The organism is Bradyrhizobium sp. 157 (assembly GCF_023073815.1).
Classification (GTDB): Bacteria; Pseudomonadota; Alphaproteobacteria; order Rhizobiales; family Xanthobacteraceae; genus Bradyrhizobium.
The window spans coordinates 1-23,122 of the sequence record NZ_JADPKF010000087.1 but is presented as its reverse complement, the minus strand read 5'-3'; the positions used below and the strand labels follow the sequence as shown (position 1 = coordinate 23,122).

General features: G+C 64.1%; 21 protein-coding genes. 8 read left to right on the top strand and 13 right to left on the bottom strand.

The genetic code is table 11. The features are described 5' to 3' along the window. The first annotated feature begins 12 nt into the window (after positions 1-12). Positions 13-438 (top strand): DUF4399 domain-containing protein, encoded by a 426-nt coding sequence (locus IVA95_RS24080; RefSeq protein WP_247512757.1) that lies wholly within the window; start codon positions 13-15, stop codon positions 436-438. A gap of 41 nt (positions 439-479) precedes the next feature. On the opposite strand, the gene IVA95_RS24075 is transcribed toward IVA95_RS24080, so the two are convergent. The 4 genes from IVA95_RS24075 to IVA95_RS24060 are packed head-to-tail and all read right to left on the bottom strand — an operon-like array spanning position 480 to position 3,267. Then, the gene (locus IVA95_RS24075) at positions 480-1,337 is read right to left on the bottom strand and encodes a crotonase/enoyl-CoA hydratase family protein (RefSeq protein WP_247512756.1); all 858 of its coding nucleotides are present in this window, start codon (positions 1,335-1,337) and stop codon (positions 480-482) included. Positions 1,338-1,361: 24 nt separating this feature from the next. Continuing rightward, the gene (locus tag IVA95_RS24070) at positions 1,362-2,174 is read right to left on the bottom strand and encodes a crotonase/enoyl-CoA hydratase family protein (protein ID WP_247512755.1); all 813 of its coding nucleotides are present in this window, start codon (positions 2,172-2,174) and stop codon (positions 1,362-1,364) included. Positions 2,175-2,187: 13 nt separating this feature from the next. Continuing rightward, on the bottom strand, positions 2,188-2,850 hold the full coding sequence (locus IVA95_RS24065; protein WP_247512754.1) for a TetR/AcrR family transcriptional regulator: 663 nt from the start codon (positions 2,848-2,850) through the stop codon (positions 2,188-2,190). 33 nt (positions 2,851-2,883) lie between these two features. Then, positions 2,884-3,267 (bottom strand): hypothetical protein, encoded by a 384-nt coding sequence (locus IVA95_RS24060; protein ID WP_247512753.1) that lies wholly within the window; start codon positions 3,265-3,267, stop codon positions 2,884-2,886. A 244-nt stretch (positions 3,268-3,511) separates the two neighbouring features. On the opposite strand from IVA95_RS24060, the gene IVA95_RS24055 reads away from it, so the two are divergent. Together IVA95_RS24055 and IVA95_RS24050 are read left to right on the top strand one after the other, a co-directional pair. Beyond that, the gene (locus IVA95_RS24055; RefSeq protein ID WP_247512752.1) at positions 3,512-4,912 is read left to right on the top strand and encodes a selenium-binding family protein; all 1,401 of its coding nucleotides are present in this window, start codon (positions 3,512-3,514) and stop codon (positions 4,910-4,912) included. Positions 4,913-4,914: 2 nt separating this feature from the next. Continuing rightward, entirely contained in the window at positions 4,915-5,580 is a 666-nt protein-coding gene (locus IVA95_RS24050; protein ID WP_247512751.1) for a hypothetical protein, read from the top strand. Between the two features lie 12 nt (positions 5,581-5,592). On the opposite strand, the gene IVA95_RS24045 is transcribed toward IVA95_RS24050, so the two are convergent. The 8 genes from IVA95_RS24045 to IVA95_RS24010 all read right to left on the bottom strand — a co-directional run bounded on the left by IVA95_RS24045 (position 5,593) and on the right by IVA95_RS24010 (position 13,874). Continuing rightward, positions 5,593-6,048 (bottom strand): MarR family winged helix-turn-helix transcriptional regulator, encoded by a 456-nt coding sequence (locus IVA95_RS24045; RefSeq protein WP_247512750.1) that lies wholly within the window; start codon positions 6,046-6,048, stop codon positions 5,593-5,595. A 28-nt stretch (positions 6,049-6,076) separates the two neighbouring features. Next, entirely contained in the window at positions 6,077-6,781 is a 705-nt protein-coding gene (locus tag IVA95_RS24040; protein WP_028347398.1) for an ABC transporter ATP-binding protein, read from the bottom strand. Further along, entirely contained in the window at positions 6,778-7,569 is a 792-nt protein-coding gene (locus IVA95_RS24035) for an ABC transporter ATP-binding protein (RefSeq protein ID WP_247512749.1), read from the bottom strand. The genes IVA95_RS24040 and IVA95_RS24035 overlap by 4 nt, the downstream gene beginning before the upstream one ends. After that, the gene (locus tag IVA95_RS24030) at positions 7,566-9,455 is read right to left on the bottom strand and encodes an ABC transporter permease (RefSeq protein WP_247512748.1); all 1,890 of its coding nucleotides are present in this window, start codon (positions 9,453-9,455) and stop codon (positions 7,566-7,568) included. Before IVA95_RS24030 ends, IVA95_RS24035 begins: the two co-directional genes overlap by 4 nt. Before the next feature lie 238 nt (positions 9,456-9,693). Further along, positions 9,694-10,896 (bottom strand): ABC transporter substrate-binding protein, encoded by a 1,203-nt coding sequence (locus IVA95_RS24025; RefSeq protein ID WP_247512747.1) that lies wholly within the window; start codon positions 10,894-10,896, stop codon positions 9,694-9,696. Positions 10,897-10,919: 23 nt separating this feature from the next. Continuing rightward, positions 10,920-11,504 (bottom strand): amino acid synthesis family protein, encoded by a 585-nt coding sequence (locus tag IVA95_RS24020; protein ID WP_247512746.1) that lies wholly within the window; start codon positions 11,502-11,504, stop codon positions 10,920-10,922. Positions 11,505-11,523: 19 nt separating this feature from the next. After that, a complete protein-coding gene (locus IVA95_RS24015; protein WP_247512745.1) occupies positions 11,524-12,432 on the bottom strand; it encodes a UPF0280 family protein in 909 nt (302 codons plus the stop codon). Continuing rightward, entirely contained in the window at positions 12,429-13,874 is a 1,446-nt protein-coding gene (locus tag IVA95_RS24010) for a 6-hydroxynicotinate reductase (RefSeq protein WP_247512744.1), read from the bottom strand. Before IVA95_RS24010 ends, IVA95_RS24015 begins: the two co-directional genes overlap by 4 nt. A gap of 285 nt (positions 13,875-14,159) precedes the next feature. Here IVA95_RS24010 and IVA95_RS24005 point away from each other — a divergent pair, with 285 nt between their 5' ends. The 5 genes from IVA95_RS24005 to IVA95_RS23985 all read left to right on the top strand — a co-directional run bounded on the left by IVA95_RS24005 (position 14,160) and on the right by IVA95_RS23985 (position 21,697). Next, positions 14,160-14,645, top strand: a complete 486-nt coding sequence (locus IVA95_RS24005; RefSeq protein ID WP_247512743.1) for a (2Fe-2S)-binding protein — start codon at positions 14,160-14,162, stop codon at positions 14,643-14,645. Continuing rightward, complete coding sequence (locus tag IVA95_RS24000; RefSeq protein WP_247512742.1) at positions 14,642-18,196, top strand: molybdopterin cofactor-binding domain-containing protein; 3,555 nt, start codon at positions 14,642-14,644, stop codon at positions 18,194-18,196. Before IVA95_RS24005 ends, IVA95_RS24000 begins: the two co-directional genes overlap by 4 nt. A 69-nt stretch (positions 18,197-18,265) precedes the next feature. Further along, the gene (gene pncB, locus IVA95_RS23995) at positions 18,266-19,570 is read left to right on the top strand and encodes a nicotinate phosphoribosyltransferase (RefSeq protein WP_247512741.1); all 1,305 of its coding nucleotides are present in this window, start codon (positions 18,266-18,268) and stop codon (positions 19,568-19,570) included. Positions 19,571-19,615: 45 nt separating this feature from the next. Further along, positions 19,616-20,911, top strand: a complete 1,296-nt coding sequence (locus IVA95_RS23990; protein ID WP_247512740.1) for an O-acetylhomoserine aminocarboxypropyltransferase — start codon at positions 19,616-19,618, stop codon at positions 20,909-20,911. A gap of 3 nt (positions 20,912-20,914) precedes the next feature. Further along, entirely contained in the window at positions 20,915-21,697 is a 783-nt protein-coding gene (locus tag IVA95_RS23985) for an alpha/beta hydrolase (RefSeq protein ID WP_247512739.1), read from the top strand. A 173-nt stretch (positions 21,698-21,870) separates the two neighbouring features. On the opposite strand, the gene IVA95_RS23980 is transcribed toward IVA95_RS23985, so the two are convergent. Then, on the bottom strand, positions 21,871-22,896 hold the full coding sequence (locus tag IVA95_RS23980) for a trypsin-like peptidase domain-containing protein (RefSeq protein WP_247512738.1): 1,026 nt from the start codon (positions 22,894-22,896) through the stop codon (positions 21,871-21,873). Positions 22,897-23,122 lie beyond the last annotated feature (226 nt).

Here is a 23,122-nt window from a genome sequence, read left to right as displayed (position 1 = left end):
AAGAGGGCGGTCATGAAGTGCATGCAGTGGATCGCTCTGTCAGCAGCGCTCACTTGCCTGCCGCTCGCCGCGTATGCTCAAGGGAAGCCCTCGCATAAGGAGGCCCTTCTCTATTTCATTTGGCCGCAGAACGGCGCCGTCATCAAAGGCGGATTTTGGTGCCGCTTTGGTCTGCGCAACATGGGCGTCACGCACGCCGGCGATAATTACCCGAACAGCGGCCATCACCACCTGCTGGTCAATGTGAACGAGCCGCTCAATCCCAATGAGCCGATTCCGCAGGACAAGTCACATCTTCATTTCGGCGCCGGCCAGACCGAAGCCCGGATCGAGTTGCCACCGGGCAAACATACGCTCCAGCTCGTGCTGGGCGATGCCGAACACTATCCGCACGTTCCTCCGGTGGTCTCGCAGAAAATTACCATCACGGTCAAATAGAGCGGAATTCTCTCCGCCGACTCTGATCCTTGCGCCTGGAACTACCTGTTCTGCGTGATCGGCTGATTGGTGGTCCAGTCGAAAGTACCCTGGTCGCGCTCGTCGACCGCACGCTTCCAGCCCATCTCTTCCGAGCGGCGCTTGAAGTTCAGCCCCTCCGGCGAATGCCGGGTGATGCCGTCGAACACGGTCGCGATCATCTGCGTGCCCATCAGGCCCATATTGTAGAGCGCCTGGTTCACCATCAGCTTCTGCATCATGAGCTGGTTCTGCGGCACGGTGGCAATGCGGTGTGCGAGCGCATCGACCTCCTCATCCAGCCTGTCGGGCGGAACGGCTTTCAGCACGAGGCCAAGCGCCGCCGCCTCGACGCCAGTGATCTTATCACCGGTGAACAGCATGCGCTTGGCCTTTTCGGCGCCGAGCCGATAGACCCACATCGCCGTCGTCGGACAGCCCCAGACCCGGACCGGTGGATAACCGATGCGCGCATCCTCGGCCATGACGATCATGTCCGAGCACAATGCTATGTCGGAGCCTCCGGCGACCGCAAAACCCTGGACCTTGCAGATCACCGGCCGCTTGGAGCGAAACAGGCTCATGAACTTGTTGGTGTTGTCGGACATCGCCGCGTAATCCTTCATCGGATCCCACGGCATTCCCTGAGTGTAGCGGTTGGCCCTGTCGCCGGAGGCGTAGGCGGTCAGGTCGTACCCGGCGCAGAAGGCGCGGCCGGCCCCGGCGAGCACGATCACATGCGCGCCCGGATCGTTGTCGGCACGCGCGACCGCGTCGGCGAGCGCGCCGGGCAGTTCGTCGTCGATCGCATTCATGACTTCCGGCCGGTTCAGCGTGATGCGTGCGATACGCCCGTCGCGCTCGTAGAGCACTTTGGCCATGATGGCCTCCCTGGATGAGAGAATTCAGATTTTGGCAAAATCACCGTGGCGGCCCTTGCCGCTGGCAAAGCGTGCCGCGCCGCTGACGCCTTCCTTGAAGATGGCCTCGACGCCGTTGGCCCATTCCTGCCGCAAGGCATCGCGGACAGGCAGGCCATAAGTTTCGACCACCGAGCGGCGATCGGCCCGGACGGCTGCCTGCGGAAACCGCGCGATCTCCCGCGCCATCGCTTCGGCTGCGGCGCGTGCGCCGCCGGTCTCCACGACCTGCTCGCACATACCGATGCGCAGTGCTTCATCGGCCGGCACCTTGCGGCCGGTGAGGATGATTTCCATCGCCCGTCCCTGCCCGACCAACCGCGCCAGACGCACGCTGCCGCCATCCAAGAGCGGAATGCCCCAGCGCCGGCAATAGACACCGAGATAGGCGCTCTCGGCCATCACGCGGATATCGCACCACAGCGCCAGCTCCATGCCGCCGGCCACCGCCGGTCCCTCGACGGCGGCGATCACCGGCTTCGACAGTTCCAATCGCGTCGGTCCGAGCGGCCCGCGCGGCGCGGGATTTGCGCCGGTCGGGAACGCCAGGCCATCGACGACATGGCGTTGAAAGGCTTCGCGGTCAGAGAGCGTGCTGGCGAATTTGAGATCCCAGCCCGCGCAGAACGCGCCGCCCTCGCCCCACAGCACGGCGACGCTTGCGGAATCGTCAGCGTCGAATTCCTTGAAAGCCGCCGCCAGCGCCTCGGCGCTGTCGGGGTCCATGGCGTTACGTGCCTCGGCAAACCGGCTGTGGACGACGGTCCACACGGCACCCTGCTTCTCGATCCGAACCATTGCGCCTACTCCCCTACTGTTTTGATTTGCGTGCGGCTCTAACCCTCGCGCGTTTCGCGCGCGGAAAGCATTGCGCCAGCATCATGCGAAGCAGCGTCTGCGCATTTGTATCGAGAAAATCGAGCCGTCCGGCGATCTGCAGCACAAGCGCGCCGATCATCTGACTGGTGAGCAGCGCGACCGACGGCCGAACCTCTGAAGGCTTAAGCCCGCGCACCTCGGTCAGCGGCACTGCGATGCGTTCCAGCACCTTCCAGAGCGCCTGATTGAGCTCATCATCCGACGGCTTGCCAACGCCGAGCCGCTTGAGGCCGCGAAAGGCGTAGAGTCCCAGATTTATCTCGAAGCGGTGATCGAGGTAGTAGTTCAGGAAGGCCCCGCAGGCCGCCTCGACCTGGGCCTCCGGCGTCCGCGCGGTGGCCACGGCCTCGGAAACGAAAGCATCGAGCGCCGCGAGCGACTGTTTCAGCAGTTCGGCATAGATCGCCTCCTTGCTCTCGAACAACGGATAGATCGCGCCGGTCGTGCAGCCGGCGCGAACCGCGATGCCGCGCATGGTGGCGCCCTCCAACCCCTGCTCCGCGAACTCATCGCGGGCGGCACGCAGCAGAAGCTCGCGCTTTGCGCCCTTCACGACGTTCGACCAATCCTTTGCCGAAGTTGCGGGTTTGCCCATGATAACAATGTTATCAATCTATTTGAGGTGTAGTCAAATGGTAACAATGGTTCTGTTATGGGGAGCGAAATCGACGGCCTGATCGATCAGGTGATCGCCGACGAACAGGGCGCAAGGTGGCTGGCCGAACAGATCGCGATTGCGGTGCAATATTTCCTGCTGCTGCGCCATGCGCCTGACTTCGTGTCGGACAGTTTTCGGGTGAGCAAGATCGACCGGCCGCATCTGGCGATGGGATCGCTCAAGGCCGACGCCGCTCTCCGCCGTGTCGTCGATCGGGCAGCGGTATGCTGACGCGGCAATTCCTCGGAAGACCTGCTGCTGCGCACCGCGATCGCCGCCGATATCGATACGTTCGCGAGCGCGTAAAACACCGACCAGCCGCGATCGAAGATGCGCCAGCTCCTCGCCGCGCATGCGCAGTGCTAGGCACGATTATGATCCAGCTACGGCTTCCGGGGTTTAGCGCAACGGCGGGCATTGGCCCCCGGATCGGTAGCACCATCGTTATTTTCGGCCGGTCACATTGCGTGTATTGTCGACCGGCAAACCCCGGCCGGCGGCACTCGCCAGAGGAACTCAACGCGCCGGGTGCTTTCTTGCCGTTAGCGTGCCGCTGCGCCGTGTTGCTGTACACCCAGGCAAACAGGGAGGCAGTACGATGAACATTCGGCCCGATCCCACGTTTCACGCTTCGCCAAAGCTTGCCATGGAAGCTCCGCCGGAGCGCTTCGCCTACACCGTGCTGCTGAGCCCGGACGCGTCGAAGCCGGACGCACTGGCCGTAATCGACGTCAGGCCGGACTCCCAGACCTACAGCCAGGTCGTTCATACCGTCACGATGCCCAACAAGGGCGACGAGTTTCACCATTTCGGATGGAACGCATGCTCGTCCGCGCTATCACCGCTCACCGGACATGCCTTCCTCGAGCGCCGCTATCTCATCATTCCCGGCATGCGGTCGTCCCGCATCTACATCGTCGATACCAAGCCGGATCCCACCAAGGCGGCGATTCACAAGATCATCGAGCCTGAGGAAATCTTCAAGAAGACGGGATACTCGCGGCCGCATACCGTTCATTGCGGACCGGAAGGCATTTACGTCTCTACGCTCGGCGGCGGCGGCAAGGATGGCACCGACGGACCGCCTGGCGTCTTCATCATGGATTGCGAAACCTTCGAGGTGCTCGGACGGTGGGAAATCGATCGCGGGCCGCAGCAACTGCACTATGATTTCTGGTGGAACCTGCCGCGCGATTACATGGTGACGAGCGAGTGGGCATTGCCGCCACAGTTCGAGAACGGGATCGTGCCGGAAGATCTGCTCTCCAACAAATACGGCCATCGGATCCACTTCTGGGATCTGCGCGCTCGGCGCAATGTCCAGACCATCGATCTCGGCGCCAACCATCAGATGGCGCTGGAGGTGCGTCCCGCGCATGATCCGGTGCGCGAATACGGCTTCCTCGGGGTCGTGGTCGACACCACAAACCTCGAAGGCTCGATCTGGACATGGTGGCGCGAGGGCGGCAAGTTTCACATCGAGAAGACGGCGACGATCCCGCCCGAGCCGGCGGCGAAGGAACAACTGCCGCCGCTGCTGCAAGGCTTCGGCGCCGTGCCGCCGCTGGTCTCGGACATCGACTTGTCGATGGATGACAAATTCCTCTACGTCGCCTGCTGGGGCACCGGCGAGATGCGTCAATACAATGTCCACGAACCGCGAAGGCCGAAGCTTGCCGGCTCGGTGCGGATCGGCGGCATCGCGCGCCGCACGCCGCATCCGAACGGCAAAGCCTTTGCGGGCGGTCCGCAGATGGTCGAGATCAGCCGCGACGGCAAGCGGGTGTACTGGACCAACTCGCTGTATTCGACGTGGGACGACCAGTTCTATCCCGGTGGTGTTCCGGGAGCCATGGTGATGGCCAATACCAAGCCAGACGGCGGCCTCGAGCTGGCAAGGGATTACTGGGTTAATTTCCCCGACGGTTACCGCGCGCACCAGATCCGGCTCGACGGCGGCGACTGTTCGACGGATTCGTTCTGCTATCCGTCGGTTTGAATTTGAGCGGATCCGACTGGACACCGGCCTGGCTCTGGCTGGCTGTCATCGCGAGCGGCCTCTATCACGGCATCAACCCGGGCATGGGCTGGCCGCTGGCTGTTTCGGCTGGACTGATGGAGCGGAGCCCGCGTGCGCTGGTGGCCGCGCTCGGGCCGCTTACGGCCGGCCATCTGCTCGCGATGCTGCTCGTACTTCTTCCCTTCGCGCTGCTCGTTGCCATCGTCGAGTGGCAGCGCACGATCCAGATCGGCGCAAGCCTCCTGGTGATCGCCTTCGGCCTGTTCCGGTTGGCCAACCGCCGCCATCCGAGAGTTTTAGCGCGGATATCACCGGCGCAACTGGGGCTTTGGTCTTTTGCCGCGGCGCTGGCGCATGGCGCCGCGCTGATGCTGGTGCCGATCTATCTCGGGCTCTGCCGGGAATCAGAATTCGACCGCGGCCACGCAGCCGCCGGTACCCTCATCAATGCCAATCTCGGTATGGCACTGCTGGTCGCCATCGTCCACGCTGCCGCGATGGCCGCCGCCGGCGGCTTTTGCGCGTGGCTCGCCTACCGCTATCTCGGCCTCAAATTCATATCGCAAAGCTGGTTCAACCTGGATACGACTTGGGCCCTGAGCCTCATTCTCGTGGGCGCGATTGCGCTGGCGCTCAACCTGAGCTGACGCGAGCTAGCCTCAACGCAACTTTTCAAGCAATGCGATCAACGTCTCGCGCTCCTTTGCGTCCAGCGGCGCCAGCGTCTCTCTCGAGATCGCAAGCGCGTTCGGCGCGGCCTTCTCGGCCAGTTGCTGGCCGGCGCGCGTCAGACTCACGAGCAGCCGGCGACCGTCCTCGGGATCCGAGCTGGTTTCGGTCAGGCCGCGCGCGGTGAGACGGTCGATCACGCCCTTGATGGTGGCGACATCCATCGCCGTCAGTCGTCCAAGCAGATTCTGGGAGCACGGCCCGGTCTCGTTCAGCTTGGCCAGCGCCGCCCATTGCGTCGGCGTTAGGTTGATGCCGATCTCGCGAGCGAAGATGGTGGCATGGCGCTGCCAGACCTGGCGCAGGATGAAGCCGATCTGTTCGTCGAGAATGTAGGCCGGGCGCGGCGGCTTGACGCTCCGTTTCGGCGAAACACTCCTTCCCATCTGCGTTCCCCGCCCTTCCCCTCGCCAATCACAGCGACAGATGCGCGTCCCGGATATCCGGCCGCGCGTCGAGTTCGGCCATCGTGCCGCCGAAGCAGATCTTGCCACGCTCGATGATGTAGGCGCGATCCGAAATCAGCCGCGCGAAATGCAGGTTCTGCTCCGAGACCACGATGCTGACGCCTTCCTTCTTCATCGCCAGTATGGCATCGACCATCTGTTCGACGATTTTTGGCGACAGTCCTTCCGATGGCTCGTCGAGCAGCACCAGCGAAGGATTGCCCATCAATGTTCGCGCAATCGTCAGCATCTGCTGCTCGCCGCCGCTCATCCGCCCGCCCGGCCTGTTGCGCATCTCGCCAAGGTTCGGAAACAGCGTGAACAGTTTCTCGCGCGTCCAGTGCGGCGCGTTCGGCCGTTTTGGCTGGCGGCCGACTTCGAGGTTCTCCTCGACCGTGAGGTCCGTGAAGATGCGCCGCTCTTCCGGCACGTAGCCAAGCCCGCCGCGCACGATCGCATGCGTCGGTTCGCGCGAGACGTCCTTGCCTTCGAAGACGATCCGCCCCGAACGGCTCTCGACGAGGCCGACGATGGAGCGGAACGTAGTCGATTTGCCGGCGCCGTTGCGCCCCAACAGAGCCACCACTTCGCCCTCACCGACTTCCAGCGCGATATCGAACAGGATATGCGCCGGGCCGTAAAAGCTGTTGAGATCGGCGACTTGCAGCTTCATGCGCCGGCTCCCTCGCGATGGCGCGCATCGTAGACCAGGCCTTCGCCGAGATAGATCGCGCGCACCTGCGGATTGCCACGGACTTCCTCGGGCGAGCCTTCGGCGATCAGGCTGCCACGGTTGAGCACGAGGATGCGGTCGGCATGTTCGAACACCACGTCCATGTCGTGCTCGGTGAACAGCACGCCGATCGATTGCTCGCGGGCAATTCGCGCGGTCAGCCGCATCAGCTCGATCCGCTCGCGCGGCGCCATGCCGGCGGTCGGCTCGTCCATCAGCAGCAACTTCGGCTGGTTGGCGAGCGCAATCGCAAGTTCCAGCCTCTTGAGATCGCCATAAGCGAGTTCGCCGCAGGGCCGCTCGGCATAGGCGCCCATGCCGACGAGGTCGAGCAGCCGGCCCGCCTCGTCGCGGGCGTAAGCCGCGGTCGAGCCCCAGAGATTGAACAATTGCCTGCCATACGACACCAGTGCGACCTGCACGTTCTCGCGCACCGTCATGGTCGGGAATGTCGCCGTGATCTGGAACGTGCGCCCGACACCGAGCCGCCAGATGGCGCGCGGCTTCCGGCCGACCGTATCCTCGCCGAGCAGATGGATCCGCCCGCTGTCCGGCATGTTCTGGCCGTTGAGCATATCGAAGCAGGTGCTCTTGCCGGCGCCGTTCGGTCCGATCAGCGCCAGGATTTCACCCGCGCGCAGCTCGAAGGAGACACTGCGCACGGCATGGACACCGCCATAGGATTTGCTTAAGGCCTCGACCGACAGCAATGTAGGAACCGTGCTCATTCGGCGGCCTCGATCCGCGAGGTGACCAGCGCAGATTTTTTGGCATCGGAGGATCGCCGGCGATTCCGGATTGCCTCCAGCGTGCCGACGATGCCCTTTGGGAACGCCACCACCATCAGCACGATGAAGCCGCCCAGCACCAGTTTCGAAAGATCGGTCTGGCTGACCAGCCAGATGTTTGCTGCCTTGAAGACGATGGCGCCGATCACCGCACCGGAAACCGTCTCGACACCGCCGAGCAGCACCATGACCAGCGCATCGACCGACAGCGAAATGCCGACGCTGTCCGGGAACACGCTTCCCTTCAGATAGGCGAACAATGCGCCGCCGATGCCCGCCACCGTTCCTGATATGACGAAGGCCGTCCACTGCACGCGCTTGCCATTGATGCCGATCGCCTCGCTACGCAGCGGCGAGTCCCGCGTTGCGCGCAGTGCAAAGCCGAACGGTGAGAACACGATCACCCGGAGCACAGTGACCACGAGCGCCGTGATGCCGAGCGATAACCAATAGAAATTAGCGGGGCTCGCCGCCCATTTCTCTGGCCACACACCCAAAATGCCGTTGTCGCCGCCGGTCACCTCGACCCACTGGAACGCGATCGACCAGACGATCTGCGCAAAGGCCAGTGTCAACATCGCGAAATAAACGCCGGAGAGTTGCACGGCGAAGAAGCCGAACACCGCAGCACCTAGCAGCCCCAGCACCGGGCCGAGCAGCAGCGAAACGATCATCGGCAATCCCGCCGCCTTGGCGAGGAATGCGACGCCATAGGCGCCAAGCCCGAAATAGGCGGCATGGCCGAACGAGGCGAGACCGCCGACCGACATCAGGAAATGCAGGCTGGCCGCGAAGATGACGAAGATCGCGATTTCCGATCCGACGGTCAGCGCGTAGTTGCCGGCAAATAACGGCATCATGGCCGCAAGGGCCAGAGCGCCCAGTGACATCAACCGTTCACCCGAGGTGAGCGGCCGCCACGGCGTGACGGTCAGGCCCGGCGTTCGGCGTGCCGCAGCTTCCGGCTTGCCGAACAGACCCCATGGGCGCACGATCAGCACCACCGCCATCACCAGGAATACCAGGATGATGGATATCTTCGGGAAAATGAGAATACCGAAGGCGTTGAGCTCGGACACCAGCACGGCGGCGACGAAAGCACCGATGATGCTGCCGAGCCCGCCGATCACCACCACCACGAACACTTCGACGATGATGCGCAGGTCGAGCGCGTGATGCACCGCATCGCGCGGGATCTGCAGCGCGCCGCCGAGGGCTGCCAGGAAGACGCCGAGCGCGAATACGCTGGTGAACAGCCATTTCTGATTGACGCCAAGCGCCGCCACCATGTCGCGGTCCTGCGTCGCCGCGCGCACCAGCACGCCCCAGCGCGTGCGCTGGAACAACAGCCAGAGCACGCCGAGCACGATCGGGCAGAGCGCGATCAGGAACAGGTCGTAACTCGGGATGTTCTGGCCGAAGAAATCGACCGCGCCCCTGAAGCCGGGCGCGCGGCGGCCGAGCAGATCGTCCGGTCCCCAGATCAGCACGACGATATCCTGGACCATCAGCGTGAGGCCGAACGTCGCCAGCAACTGGAATAGCTCCGGCGCATGATAGATCCGCCGCAGCAGCACCATCTCGACCAGCACGCCGATGACGGCAACGATCAGCGCTGCAACGACGATGCCGCCCCAGAAGCCGAGCGCGCCGGAGAACCGCTCGGTCAGCGTGAACGCGACATAGGCGCCGAGCATATAAAACGCGCCATGGGCAAAGTTCACGATCCGTGTCACGCCGAAAATGATCGACAGCCCCGACGCGACCAGGAACAGCGAAGCTGCGCTGGCGAGACCGGTCAGGAACTGAACGAAGTAAAAGGCCATTGGCGGTCCGGGTTAGGGCAGCGTTGGAGCGGGGCTTTCATCCTTCGAGACGCGCTTCGCGCCTCCTCAAGATGAGGATCTGCTAGTCCCTCATGGTGAGGAGCGCGGCACCGCCGCGCGTCTCGAACCATGAGGCCTGGATAGCGGTGAGTGACTGTCTCTGCGAGTTCGATTCATGGAGAGAGCCCCTCACCCCGACCCTCTCCCCGCGAAGCGCGGGGAGAGGGAGAAGAGAGAATCAATCCTTCGGCCGAAGCTTTTCGACTTCCGCATCACTCGGGAGATAGTCGGCGCCCTTGCGATAGACCGAGTTCACCATCACGCCCTTGCCGTCCTTCAGCGCGGTCTTGCCGACATAGGCGCCGAGCGTCGACTGGTGATCGATCTTGCGGAAGGTGATCTCGCCGAACGGCGATGGCATCGACAGGCCTTCGGTCGCTGCGATCAGCTTCTCCGGATCGGTCGAGTTGGCCTTCGCAAGGATCGCCGCCGCTGCCTTGATGGTCTGATAGCCGACGATCGAGCCGAGGCGCGGATAGTCGTTGTACTTGGCCTGATACGCCTTCAGGAATTTGTCATGGTCCGGCGTCTTGATGTCGTACCAGGGGTAACCGGTGACGATCCAACCCTCCGGCGTCTCATCCTTCAGCGGATCGAGATATTCCGGCTCGCCGGTCAGGAACGAGACCACAGAGCGGTTCTTGAACAGGCCGCGGGTATTGCCCTCGCGCACGAGCTTCACCAGATCGGCACCGAATGTGACATTGAGGATGGCCTCCGGATTGGCGGCGGCAACTGCCTGCACCACCGGGCCGGCGTCGATCTTGCCTTGCGGCGGCCACTGCTCGTCGACCCACTGAATGTCCGGACGCTTCTCCGACATCAGCTTCTTGAACACGGCGACCGCCGACTGGCCATATTCATAGTTCGGCGCAATCGTCGCCCAGCGCTTGGCCGGCAGCTTTGCGGCTTCCTCCACCAACATCGCGGCCTGCATGTAGTTGGAGGGACGCAGGCGGAACGTGTAGCGGTTGCCCTTCGACCAGGTGATGGCGTCGGTCAACGGCTCCGCGGCCAGGAAGAACACCTTCTTCTGGTTGGCGAAGTCGGAGACGGCCAGACCGATGTTGGACAGGAACGTGCCGGCCAGCATCGCGACGTTCTCGCTCGACACCAACTCGTTGGCTGCGGTCTGCGCATCCGCCGGCTTGCCGCCGTCGTCCTTGGAAATGACGACCAGCTTCTTGCCGTTGATGCCGCCAGCGGCATTGACCTCCTCGACCGCGAGCTGCCAGCCCTTGCGATAGGGCTCAGTGAAGGCCGGCAAGAGCGAATAGCTGTTGATCTCGCCGATCTTGATTTCGCTCTGCGCCATGGCGCCGCCAGCCATGCCCACCACCGCGATCGCCAATCCCGCTCCCAGCAAATGTCTCCGTCGCATCCCTACCTCCAATGTTGATGTCATTATCTCAAGCCGTCTTCGCCTTTGACTTCCGCAACCGTCAGTCCCCCGACGCGCGGCAATGGCCGGCCGCTGTCGGTGACGGCGACCGCGACCATGATCTCGTTGGCGCGCGGCGCGTCGTTGATCTGCACTTCCATGCCGTCGAAATGGCTGCGCACGAAGGCCGCATCCTTATGGCCGAGCGGAATGTCCAGCGTTGTGCCCGGGCCGCTGCGCTTCTTCGATGAGGGGATCAGCGCCGCGCCCTTGCCCAGAACCTTCCGCACCGGCGCGCCCATCTTCGGATGCAGGATCGCCGCCGCATGTTCGAGCTCACCGTTTTCGCCGACCGCGGCGGCCTTGCCGTAGCTGTGCGCCTTGGCGCCGTCGATGGCGAGCGCCGCAACTGCTCTCTTCGACAGCAATTCGCCAAGCTCCTCCCCGATTTCGATCAAAGGCGAAAGGTCTTCGACATACCGGCCTGCAAACGGATTCTCGATGACCGCAATCGCCGCGGCCCGCCGCGTCGGCGGTGCAATCTTCTGTCCCATCTCAAGATGGGTTTCCTCGACCACCGTGACGATCTTGCGAATGATCGCGCTCATCTGTCAGCCTCGCTCCCAATCAAACATGCGCCGTTCTTCCTAGTGCGCTTCCGTGCAATGTTGGCAGCGCGCCCGCCCTAATCCCTGTTGCACCCACCACGGCCGTCTCGCCTAGTAGACGCAAGGCCGCACCTTCGATCAATCCCGCCGCAAGCAATTGTTGTGCCCGGCTTACCCCTGCCCTTAACGCATCGTCGATCTCGCTTTCCCGGAGCACGTCGACGTCGCGGGTGACGAGGCGCGCTCCTAGGTCGCTGTCGGGCTGCAGCTCATTGGCCGGACAACGGATGATGGCGGGATGACCAGGCAGATCGACGGCATTGGCGATGATGGTGGCCGCGGCATCGGCTTGCGACGCCGCTCGCGCCAGCGCGGTAACGGCATCGGCAATCCCGAGCGAGAAACTACGGCCATGCCGCCCGCTGGTCGCGATGCCGCGTGCCGGATCATCGGCATTGACAGTGATGGTTTGCATCACGCCATGACAATCCGGTCGGTCCATCAATCCAACTGTGAACTGCTCGCCACCGGTCAAATGAAATGCGATGTCGCCGCCATTGTTGACGTAGGCTCGATCGAGCCGTGCCGCGCTCAGCATCGCGCCAAGAATCTCTTCCGCAACGCTGCCTGCCACCGCCGCCATCGGCGTGATGAAATGATCGGCCGCGAACGGCGCTACTGCAGCATGCATGCGACGTGCGACGACACCGTTCAGCGTGCTTCGCGCCGGATCGGCAGCCTTGCGAAGTTCGATCAACTCTTCACAGAGTTCATCGAGCAAGCCGGTGAAGCGCCGAGCGGCGGCTTCATAAGCGCCGCGCACCTCACCGTCACTTCCCTTCGCCTCGATGACCAGATCGATCGGACCATCCTGCAAATGCAGCCGCTTGCCGTCAGGAAGAAGCGCGATTTGCGGGAGCCGTTTCATGCGCGCCGTCCGGGCATATAGGGCATCGGCCGGAATTCGCTGTTTTCCCGCAAGGATGCCAACGGACGCACATGATCCATGTGACCGCCGAGCGCCGCGTAATCGGACAGTTTCAGCGTGAACTCGATCGGCGCGACCAGCGCCGGCGTCGGCACATAGCCGAACGCGCCGGCCGGCATCTGCGTCACGTCGACCATGAAAGTGATGCCGCCGCCGGGCCAGACATAGACCGGCGCGCCGCCGCTGGTGACCCGCGTCAGCGCGTCCTTCACCGAGCGCGTCAGCCGCACCGGATTGTCGGTGACGCCGGCGCGCAGCGAGCCGCCGGCGCCGCCCATGAACAGCACCGTGCACAAGGCCGGCTCACAGTTCTCCTGGATACGCTCGACAGAGAACTTCAGATCAGGCGGCATCTGCTTCTCGATCGGCCGCAGCGCCTCGTCGAGTTCGTAATAGGCGGCGTGCTCGCCGGTGGTCGAGACCATCAGCATGGTGAGCCCAGGCCGCGCCTCCTTCGGATTGAACGGTCCCAGCACCGACAGCGGGTCGGAAATATTGGTGCCGCCCCACCCCGTCCCGGGCTCGGCGACCTGGAAGTAACGGCCGGGCGTCGAGCGCCGCCCCTTCATCTTGATCCCGGTATCGGGAATATCGAGCAGCTTGCCGGCCTGGTGTTCCGAGAGCACGCCGGTGATGTGGTCGTCCACGACCACGACCTCATCGACCTTGCCGTGCCATTGCTTGGCGAACATGCCGATGGTTGCCGAGCCGCACCCCACCCGCATGCGCTCTTCCGCGACACCGTTGACGATCGGCGGATGGCCGGCCTGCACTACCACCGTGGCGCCGCCATCGATCGTCAGTTCCACCGGCTTGCAATTGGAAAGGTCCATCAGCGCGTCGCAGGTAACGCGGCCCTCCTTCTTGGAACCGCCGGTCAGATGATGCACGCCGCCGAGCGACAGCATCTGCGAGCCATATTCGCTGGTCGTCACATGGCCGATCGCCTCGCCTTCCGCACGGACGGTCGCGGTCTCGGGGCCGAGATAGCGATCGGTATCGATCTTCACCTTGACGCCGCAATAGCTGAAAATGCCTTCGGTCACGACCGTGACCATGTCGACGCCATCGACTTCCGATGACACGATGAACGGTGCAGGCTTGTAGTCGGGATAAGTCGTGCCGGCGCCGATCGCCGTGACGAATACGTTCGGCTCGCGAACGAGTTTGCCGTCCCAGTCGCCACCGGCCTGAAACGGCACCAGCCGTCCGCCGTGCGACACTGTTCGCTCCAACACGATGTGCGGATCGACGCGCACCAGTTCGCCATTATGGTTGGCATAGCGATCGCACGCGCCCGCCGCGCCCGGCTTGATGTAGCACATCACCGGACAGGCATCGCAGCGGATCTTGTCGCCAGTGGCAACCGTCTCGTCAGTCATGAACAAGCCTGCAGTCGGGAAGGCGCCGATCGGAGCTGCTTCTTCGCGGCCCGACCATTTGTTCGTATACGAATGATGTTGCGCGCGGACTTGAACGCTGTCAAGCGGGCCTGGAAGCCAAAAGCCTCGCTTGCCGCATAATACCTCATTTGCCTCGCATCTCTGTTCATAAAGCGAGCAGCGCGCTGCAGCGCGGGATCGCGCGGCTTGCACGTTTGTACACAAACGGTATCTTTCGGGAGCGTCCAGCGCGTAGTTTGCAGCGCAACGAGAGCCTGAGGGAGCATGAGGCTGAGCACGATGCGGCTGACTGTCAACGGCGCCACTCATGATGTCGATGCCGCGCCCGATACCGCATTGCTCTACGTGCTGCGCAACGACCTCGAACTGAACGGACCGAAATACGGCTGCGGACTCGGCGAATGCGGCGCCTGCGCCGTGCTGATCGACGGCGTCGCCGCCCGCTCCTGCGCGATTCCGATCGAGGGGTGCATCGGGCGCGACATCGTGACGCTCGAGGGCCTCGGCACGCGCGCGCATCCCGATCCCGTGCAGCAAGCTTTCATCAGCGAACAAGCGGCGCAATGCGGCTATTGCCTCAACGGCATGATCATCACGACCAAGGCGCTGTTGCTGCGCTCCCCTCACCCGTCGGAAGACGAGGTACTGGAAGCGCTGCGCCATCATCTATGCCGCTGCGGTGCGCATGTCGAAATCATGCGCGCGGCAATGCGCGCCGCAGGCCGTCTCGTTGAGGCGCAGACGCGATGACCGTCCCCGACACGGCCGAGAATCGCCAGCGGTTGCAAGGTACGCTGTCCGTCGTGCGTCCGGCGTCACCGGTCGAGGCCGTCAAGTTCGAGACGTTCATCAAGATCACCGCAGATGGATCGGTAACCGCCTATAACGGCCACGTCGATCTCGGCACCGGCATCCGCACCGCGCTCGCGCAGATCGTTGCCGAAGAGCTCGACGTGTCCTTTGCGCGTGTCGTCGTCGTGCTGGGCGACACAGCCCTCGTGCCCAATCAGGGCGCGACGATTGCGAGCGAAACGATCCAGATTACGGCCGTACCGCTGCGCAAGGCCGCCTCGCAGGCGCGGCAGTTTCTCGTCACGCGCGCGGCTGAGCGGCTGGAGCTTTCGGTCGAGGACCTCGTCGTTGAAGATGGCCTCGTCCGCGGCAAGGACAATCGCAGCGTCAGCTATGGCGAACTGATTGCGGGCGAGACCATTCGCCTTGAACTCGCCGACGACGTTCCAGTGAAGTCCATCGACGCCTATAGCATCGTTGGCCAATCAGTGCCGCGCGTCGATCTTCCGGCGAAAGCAACCGGTGAATTGGTCTATGTGCACGATGTCCGCGTGCCCGGCATGCTGCATGGCCGCGTCGTTCGTCCGCCCTATGCCGGCGTCGATGTCGGCGACTTCATCGGCAACAGCCTGATCGCGGTCGACGAGTCCTCGGTGGGCGACATTCCCGGACTTGTCGCCGTCGTTCGCATCGGCGACTTCGTCGGCGTCGTCGCCGAGCGCGAGGAGAATGCGATCAAGGCGGCGGCGCAGCTCAAGGTGAGCTGGAAGCCGGTGCCGACGCTGCCCGACCTGAAGGATATCGAAACCGCATTGCGCGCCAATCCGTCGACGCCACGAACGCTGATCGATAAGGGCAACGTCAATGCAGCGATTGCCGGCGCGGCCAAGCCGATGCCGCGCACCTACATCTGGCCTTATCAGATGCACGCCTCGATCGGCCCGTCCTGCGCGGTCGCCGACTATCAGGACGACCACACCAGGGTTTGGTCCGGCACGCAGAACCCGCATCATCTGCGCACCGATCTGGCGCGGCTGATCCACCGGCGCGAAGCCGAGATCGAGGTGATCCGGCTGGAGGCCGCGGGCTGCTACGGCCGCAACTGTGCCGATGATGTTTCCGCCGATGCGGTGCTGCTGTCGCGTGCCGTCGGTTGTCCTGTGCGCGTGCAATTGACGCGCGAACAGGAACACGCCTGGGAACCGAAGGGCACCGCGCAGTTGATGGACGTTAACGGCGGATTGAACGCGGACGGCAGCGTCGCCGGCTATGATTTTGCGACGCGCTATCCATCGAACGGCGCACCGACGCTGGCCCTGCTGCTGACCGGCGCCGTACCGCACACGCCGGCCGTGTTCGAGATGGGCGATCGCACCGCGATCCCGCCCTATGATTACGAGAATCTGCGCGTGGTCGCGCATGACATGCCGCCAATCGTGCGCGCCTCCTGGCTGCGCGGCGTCTCGGCGCTGCCGAACACCTTTGCGCATGAGTCCTGGATCGACGAATGTGCGTCTGAAGCCGGCGTCGACCCGATCGAATATCGCCTGCGCTATCTGAAGGATCCACGCGCCGTCGATCTCGTCAATGCGGTGGCCGAACGCGCCGGTTGGAAACCGCGGCCGGTACGCGAGGCAAAGCAGGCCGAAGGCGATATCGTGCGCGGGCGCGGCTTCGCCTATGCGCTCTATGTGCACAGCAAGTTTCCCGGCTATGGCGCAGCGTGGTCGGCGTGGATCGCCGACGTCGCGGTGAACAAGACGACCGGCGATGTCAGCGTGACGCGCGTCGTTGCCGGACAGGATTCCGGCCTGATGATCAATCCGGACGGCGTGCGCCACCAGATCCACGGCAACGTCATCCAATCGACCAGCCGCGCGTTGATGGAGGAAGTGTCGTTCGATCGTACCTCCGTGACGGCGCGCGAATGGGGCGCCTACCCCATCATCAAGTTTCCCGAGGTGCCTGAGATCGACGTGCTGATGCTGCCGCGACAGGATCAGCCGCCGCTCGGTGTCGGAGAATCCGCCTCCGTCCCCAGCGCAGCCGCCATCGCCAATGCGATCTATGACGCGACTGGTGTGCGGTTCCGCGAATTGCCATTCACACCGGAACGCATTTTGCGCGGGCTACACGGCGAGCAACCCGCCGCAGCGGATGCGTTGGCCGCGCCAGCGTCCGCACCACAGCCTGATCTCAACCGATGGTACAATCCGTTCGCTGGACGGCGCGGCGTTTTCGCCACCGCCACAGCGTTGTGCGCAGCCGTACTCGGCATTGGCGCCGCGGTGCTGCCGTGGCGAGCGATCGCGCCGATCGCGCGGCCGGATGCCTCGGTCTATTCGGTTGCGACCATCGCGCGCGGCCAGCAACTTGCCGCGCTCGGCGATTGCGCGGTGTGCCACACCGCTGCAAATGGCGTGCTCAACGCCGGCGGCCGGCCGTTGCCGACGCCCTTCGGTACGATCTACTCGACCAACATCACGCCCGATGTGGAGACCGGCATCGGCGCGTGGTCCTATCCCGCTTTCGAACGCGCGATGCGCGAGGGCATCCATCGCGACGGAAGGCATCTCTATCCCGCGTTCCCCTACACCCACTTCGCCAAGACCACCGACGCCGACATGCAGGCGCTGTACGCCTATCTGATGGCGCAGCCGGCGGTGCGCGGGGAGACGCCGGCAAACATGCTGACGTTTCCATTCAACCTTCGCCCGCTGATGGCCGGATGGAATGCGCTGTTCCACACACCCGCCGTGTTCCAGCCCGATCCTGCAAAATCCGAGATCTGGAATCGCGGCGCTTATCTGGTCGAAGGCCTCGGCCATTGCGGCGCCTGCCATTCGCCGCGCAACGCGCTCGGCGCGGAAAAGGCGAACGCCTATCTCGCCGGCGGATTCGCGGAAGGCTGGGAAGCGCCGGCGCTGACTTCGTTGTCGCAAGCGCCGATCCCTTGGAGCGAGGACGAACTGTACGCATATTTGCGAACCGGCGAGTCGCGCTTTCACGGCGTCGCCGCGGGGCCGATGGCGCCGGTGGTGAGGGAACTCGCGGCATTGCCTGATGCCGACATCCGCGCCATGGCGGTCTATCTCGCCTCGCTCAACGAGACCGCGATCGATCGCCCGGCGCAGCAAGCGCTTGCCGCCAGGCTCGAAGCTTCGACCGGCACGCGAACGCTTGCGGCTTCTAGCGTAGGCGCGCGCCTCTACCAGGGCGCCTGCGCGGTCTGCCACGAAGTCGGCGGCGCACCGCTGTTCGGCAGTCGGCCATCGCTGGCGCTCAACAGCAATCTGCACAGCACGGTGCCCGACAATCTGATCCAGGTCATCCTGCACGGCATCGCAAAGCCGGCCGCGACCGACCTCGGCTATATGCCGGCATTCAAGGACAGCCTGAGCGACGGCCAGATCGCCGAATTGGTCGCTTACCTCAGGCAACAATTTGCCCCGGATAAGCCGGTCTGGAAGGATATTCCTGCTGCGGTCGGCCGTATCCGGCAGGAATAGCTCGCTGAGCTGCCATGCCGCCGGCAAAACCCACTGGTTGGGCGGCCCCCGGCGCGGTACAGTTCCAACATGGCAGTTACCGATATTGCATCGCGGACCTATAACCACGGCTGGCGGCTCGACCCGATCGTGCGCAGCCTGCTCGATACCGATTTTTACAAGCTCTTGATGCTGCAGATGATCCGGGAATTCTACCCGGAACAACAGGTCACCTTTTCGGTGATCAATCGCACCCGGCAGGTCCGCCTCGCCGAGATCATCGACGAAGGCGAACTGCGCGCGCAGCTCGATCACGCGCGCACCATCCGCTTCACCAAGAAGGAGCTGATCTGGCTGTCCGGTAACACGTTCTACGGCAAGACCCAGATGTTCTCGCCGGACTTCATCCACTGGCTCGCCAACTTCCGCTTGCCCGAATACGAGCTGAACAAGGTCGATGGCCAATACGAGCTGCATTTCCACGGGCCGTGGACCCACACCACGATGTGGGAAATCCCGGCGCTCGCGATCATGAACGAGCTGCGTTCGCGGCAGGCGACCAAGGGTCAGGGGCGTTTCGTGCTCGACGTCCTCTACGCCCGCGCCAAGGCCAAGCTGTGGTCCAAGGTGGAGCGGCTGCGCAAGCTCGAAGGCCTCCGGCTGTCGGACTTCGGCACGCGCCGCCGTCACGGCCATCTGTGGCAACGCTGGTGCGTCGAGGCCGTCAAGGAGGGCCTCGGCTCCTCCTTCACCGGCACCTCCAACGTGCTGCTGGCGATGGACAACGATCTCGAAGCGATCGGTACCAATGCGCATGAACTGCCGATGGTCGCGGCCGCGCTCGCCAATTCCGACGAGGAGCTGCGCTGGGCGCCCTATCGCATCCTCGATCAATGGCGACACACCTATGGCGGTAACCTCCTGATCGCCCTGCCCGACGCCTTCGGCACCAAACCGTTCCTGCGCGACGCACCGGACTGGGTCGCCGACTGGACCGGCTTCCGCCCCGATAGCGCACCGCCGATCACGGCAGGCGAAGACATCATCAAGTGGTGGAAGCAAAAGGGCCGCGATCCCCGGGAGAAGCTGCTGGTGTTCTCCGACGGTATGGATGTCGATTCGATCGAGGAGACCTATCGTCACTTCGCCGGACGTGTCCGCATCTCGTTCGGCTGGGGCACCAACCTCACCAATGATTTCGTCGGCTGCGCACCGGATGGATCGGCCGATCTCGATCCGATCTCGCTGGTCTGCAAGGTGACGTCGGTCGATGGGCGGCCGGCGGTCAAGCTGTCGGATAATCCCGAAAAGGCCACCGGTACGCCATCCGAGATCGAACGCTATTTGCGCGTGTTCGGCAATGCCGGCCGCGTCCGCACCGCCGTGCACGTCTGAGCCATCACATACTTTCCCGCCACTACATGATCTGACGAGCCCCGCATGCCCGCACCCAAGCCGCCTGCCTTCGAAACCCTCAGCCTGCATGCCGGCCAGCGCCCGGACCCTGCGACCGGCGCCCGCGCCGTTCCGATCTACCAGACCACCTCCTACGTGTTCCAGGACTCCGATCACGCCGCGGCGCTGTTCAATTTGGAGCGCGCCGGCCACATCTACACCCGCATTTCCAATCCCACGACGGCCGTACTCGAGGAGCGGCTGGCGGCGCTGGAAGCCGGCGTCGGCGCGATCTGCACGGCCAGCGGCATGGCCGCGATGCATCTCGCAATCGTTACCATCCTCAATGCCGGCGATCACATCGTCGCCTCCGCATCGCTCTATGGGGGCACCATCAACCTGCTCGCACACACGCTGCCGCGCTTCGGCATCACGACGACCTTCGTCAAGCCGCGTGCGCTCGATGAATTCCGCGCCGCGATCAAGCCAAATACGCGGCTGGTGATCGGCGAGACCATCGGCAATCCCGGGATGGAAGTGCTGGATATTCCGGCGGTCGCACAGATCGCCCATGATGCGAAGATTCCGCTCCTGATCGACAACACCTTTGCGACGCCGTTCCTCAGCCGCCCGATCGAGCTCGGCGCCGATCTCGTGATGAACTCGGCGACCAAATGGATCGGCGGGCACGGGATCGCGATCGGCGGCGTCATCGTCGATGGCGGCCGGTTCGATTGGCACGCGTCGGGCAAGTTCCCCCAGCTCACCGAGCCCTATGCCGGCTACCACGGCATCGTCTTCGACGAGCAGTTCGGCCAGGCCGCCTTCATCATGCGCGCCCGAACCGAAGGGCTGCGCGACTTCGGCGCCTGTCTGTCGCCGACCAACGCGTTCCAATTACTGCAGGGCGTTGAGACGCTCGGCGTCCGGATGGAGCGCCACATGAGCAACACGCTTGCGGTGCTGGAGGCGCTGACGGCCAACAAGGCGGTCGACTGGGTGCTGCATCCGGCGCTGGAAAATCATCCCGACCATCAACTCGCCAAGCGGCTGTTGCCGCGCGGCGCCGGATCGATCGTCTCTTTCGGCATCAAGGGCGGCCGCGCGGCGGGCAAAAAATTCATCGAGTCCTTACGGATGATCAGCCACCTCGCCAATGTCGGCGACGCCAAGACGCTCGTGATTCATCCGGCCAGCACCACGCATCAGCAGATGGATGCGGCGCAGCTCAAGGCCGCCGGGATCGGCGAGGAGCTGGTGCGGCTGTCGGTCGGCATCGAAACCGCCTCCGACATCATCGACGATCTCGGCCAGGCGCTTCGCGCATCGCAGAGGGTTTGAACCATGCAGCTCTCCGTCAATGGCGTTGATACGTTCGTCGCGACCGGCGGCCGTCCGCTCGATCCGTCGCTGCCTGCTGTGGTGATGCTGCACGGCGCGGGTTTTGATCATTCGACCTGGGCACTGCACAGCCGATGGTTCGCGCATCACGGCTATTCGGTGCTGGCGCCCGATTTGCCCGGCCATGGCCGTTCGGGAGGCAGCCCGCTGCCAACCATCGCCGACATGGCCGACTGGACCCAGGCGCTGCTCGACGCGGCCGGTGCGTCCAAGGCGAAGCTGGTGGGACATTCGATGGGATCGTTGATTGCGTTGGAGACGTCCGCGCGGCATCCCGACAAGGTGTCGGCCCTCAGCCTGATCGGCACCGCCGCTGCGATGACCGTCGGACCCGATCTGCTCAAGGCCGCCGAGGTCAACAACCCCGACGCCATTGATATGGTCTCGATCTGGGGCCTCGGCTTCAAGGCCGAACTCGGCGGCAGCCTCGCGCCGGGACTGTGGATGCATCAGGGCGCACAGCGCGTGCTGCAGCAGACGCGGCCGGGCGTGCTGTACAGCGATCTCAATGCCTGCAACTCCTATCAGAACGCGCTCGCCGCGGCCGCGCAGGTGAAGGTGCCCGTCACCTTCATTCTCGGCGAGCGCGACATGATGACGCCAGCCAAGAGCGGCAAGGCGCTCGCGGCAGCGACGCCGAATTCGCGCATCGTCGTCGTTCCCGGTGCCGGCCACATCATCATGGCCGAAGCGCCGGATGAATTGCTGGCAGCGCTGCGGCAATAGCAATCGAACTCTTTTTCTTCCTTCTCCCCTTGTGGGAGAAGGTGGCGCGAAGCGCCGGATGAGGGATCTGTCTCCGCGGAGAGAACCCCTCACCCGTCTCGCCGCCGCCGCGCGGCGTCGATCCACCCTCTCCCACAAGGGGAGAGGGTAAGCGGCGCTCGGCGCCGTAATCATTACTGCCGTGCGACAGGCCTGCGCTCCACCGGATGAATCTCGATCCCGCGCAACCTTCCCATCCGCAATACGTCCATCGCCAGCGTGCGGCCGATGCGGTCGCGATCGAGGGCGCGGATCAGATCGTCGACGCCGTTGATCTCGACGCCGTCGAGCTTGATCACGACATCGCCCGGCAACAGGCCGGCCTTCGCGGCCGGGCTGTCCGGCTCGATCTGCGCCAGCAGCGCGCCCATCTTGTTGTCGACGCCGGCGACCAGCGCATGCCGTCGTGGGATCGGCGCAGTCTGGCCGGCGACACCGATATAGGCGCGGCGGACATAGCCGTGGCGGATGATCTCGGACAGCACGAACTGCGCAGTGTTGCTGGCCACCGCAAAGCAGATGCCTTGCGCGCCGTTGATGATTGCGGTGTTGATACCGATCACTTCAGCCGATGACGACACCAGCGGCCCGCCGGAATTGCCGGGATTGAGCGCGGCATCGGTCTGGATCACGTCCTCGATGGTCCGCCCGCTCACCGAGCGGATCGAGCGGCCAAGCGCCGACACCACGCCGGCGGTCACCGTTGATTCGAAGCCGAGCGGATTGCCGATCGCGACCACGAGCTGGCCGCGGCGCAGGCTCTTGGAATTGCCGAGCGAGGCATAACGCAGATCGCGCGCGCCATCGGCCCGCAGCAGCGCGAGGTCCGTATCGGGATCGACGCCAAGCACATGGGCGTCGGTGACAAACCCTTCGGTGTCGCGCAGGCGGATCTCTTTCGACGATCCGACCACATGGCTGTTGGTTAGCACGAGACCGTCGGGCGAGATGACGATGCCGGAACCAAGTCCGCCGCGCTCCCGCGCGCTGCGTACTTTCGGCCCGGTTTCGACGCGCACGACTGCGGGACCGACCCGCTCGGTCACGTCGATCACGGCATTGGAATAGGCATCGAGCAGATCCCGGTCGTTATCCCGGGCAGGCCCGGCCGGCCGCGATGACTGGCGGTCATCGGCGATATGTGAGGTAAAATCCAACATGGCGAGATTCCTTCGGCCTCATCAGATGGTGGCCTGGAACCGCCTGCGCAAGGTGCGGACGCAGCCGGCGGGGCTGGCCTGCTAGGGCGTGATGATTCTTGGTTAGATCGAGTTGGCCGCAGACGCGCTTCACCTCTCCCGCTTGCGGGGGAGGTCGGCGCGAAGCGCCGGGTGGGGGCTCTCTCCACTCGGGCAGTGTCGCCCGCGGAGACACCCCCACCCCAGC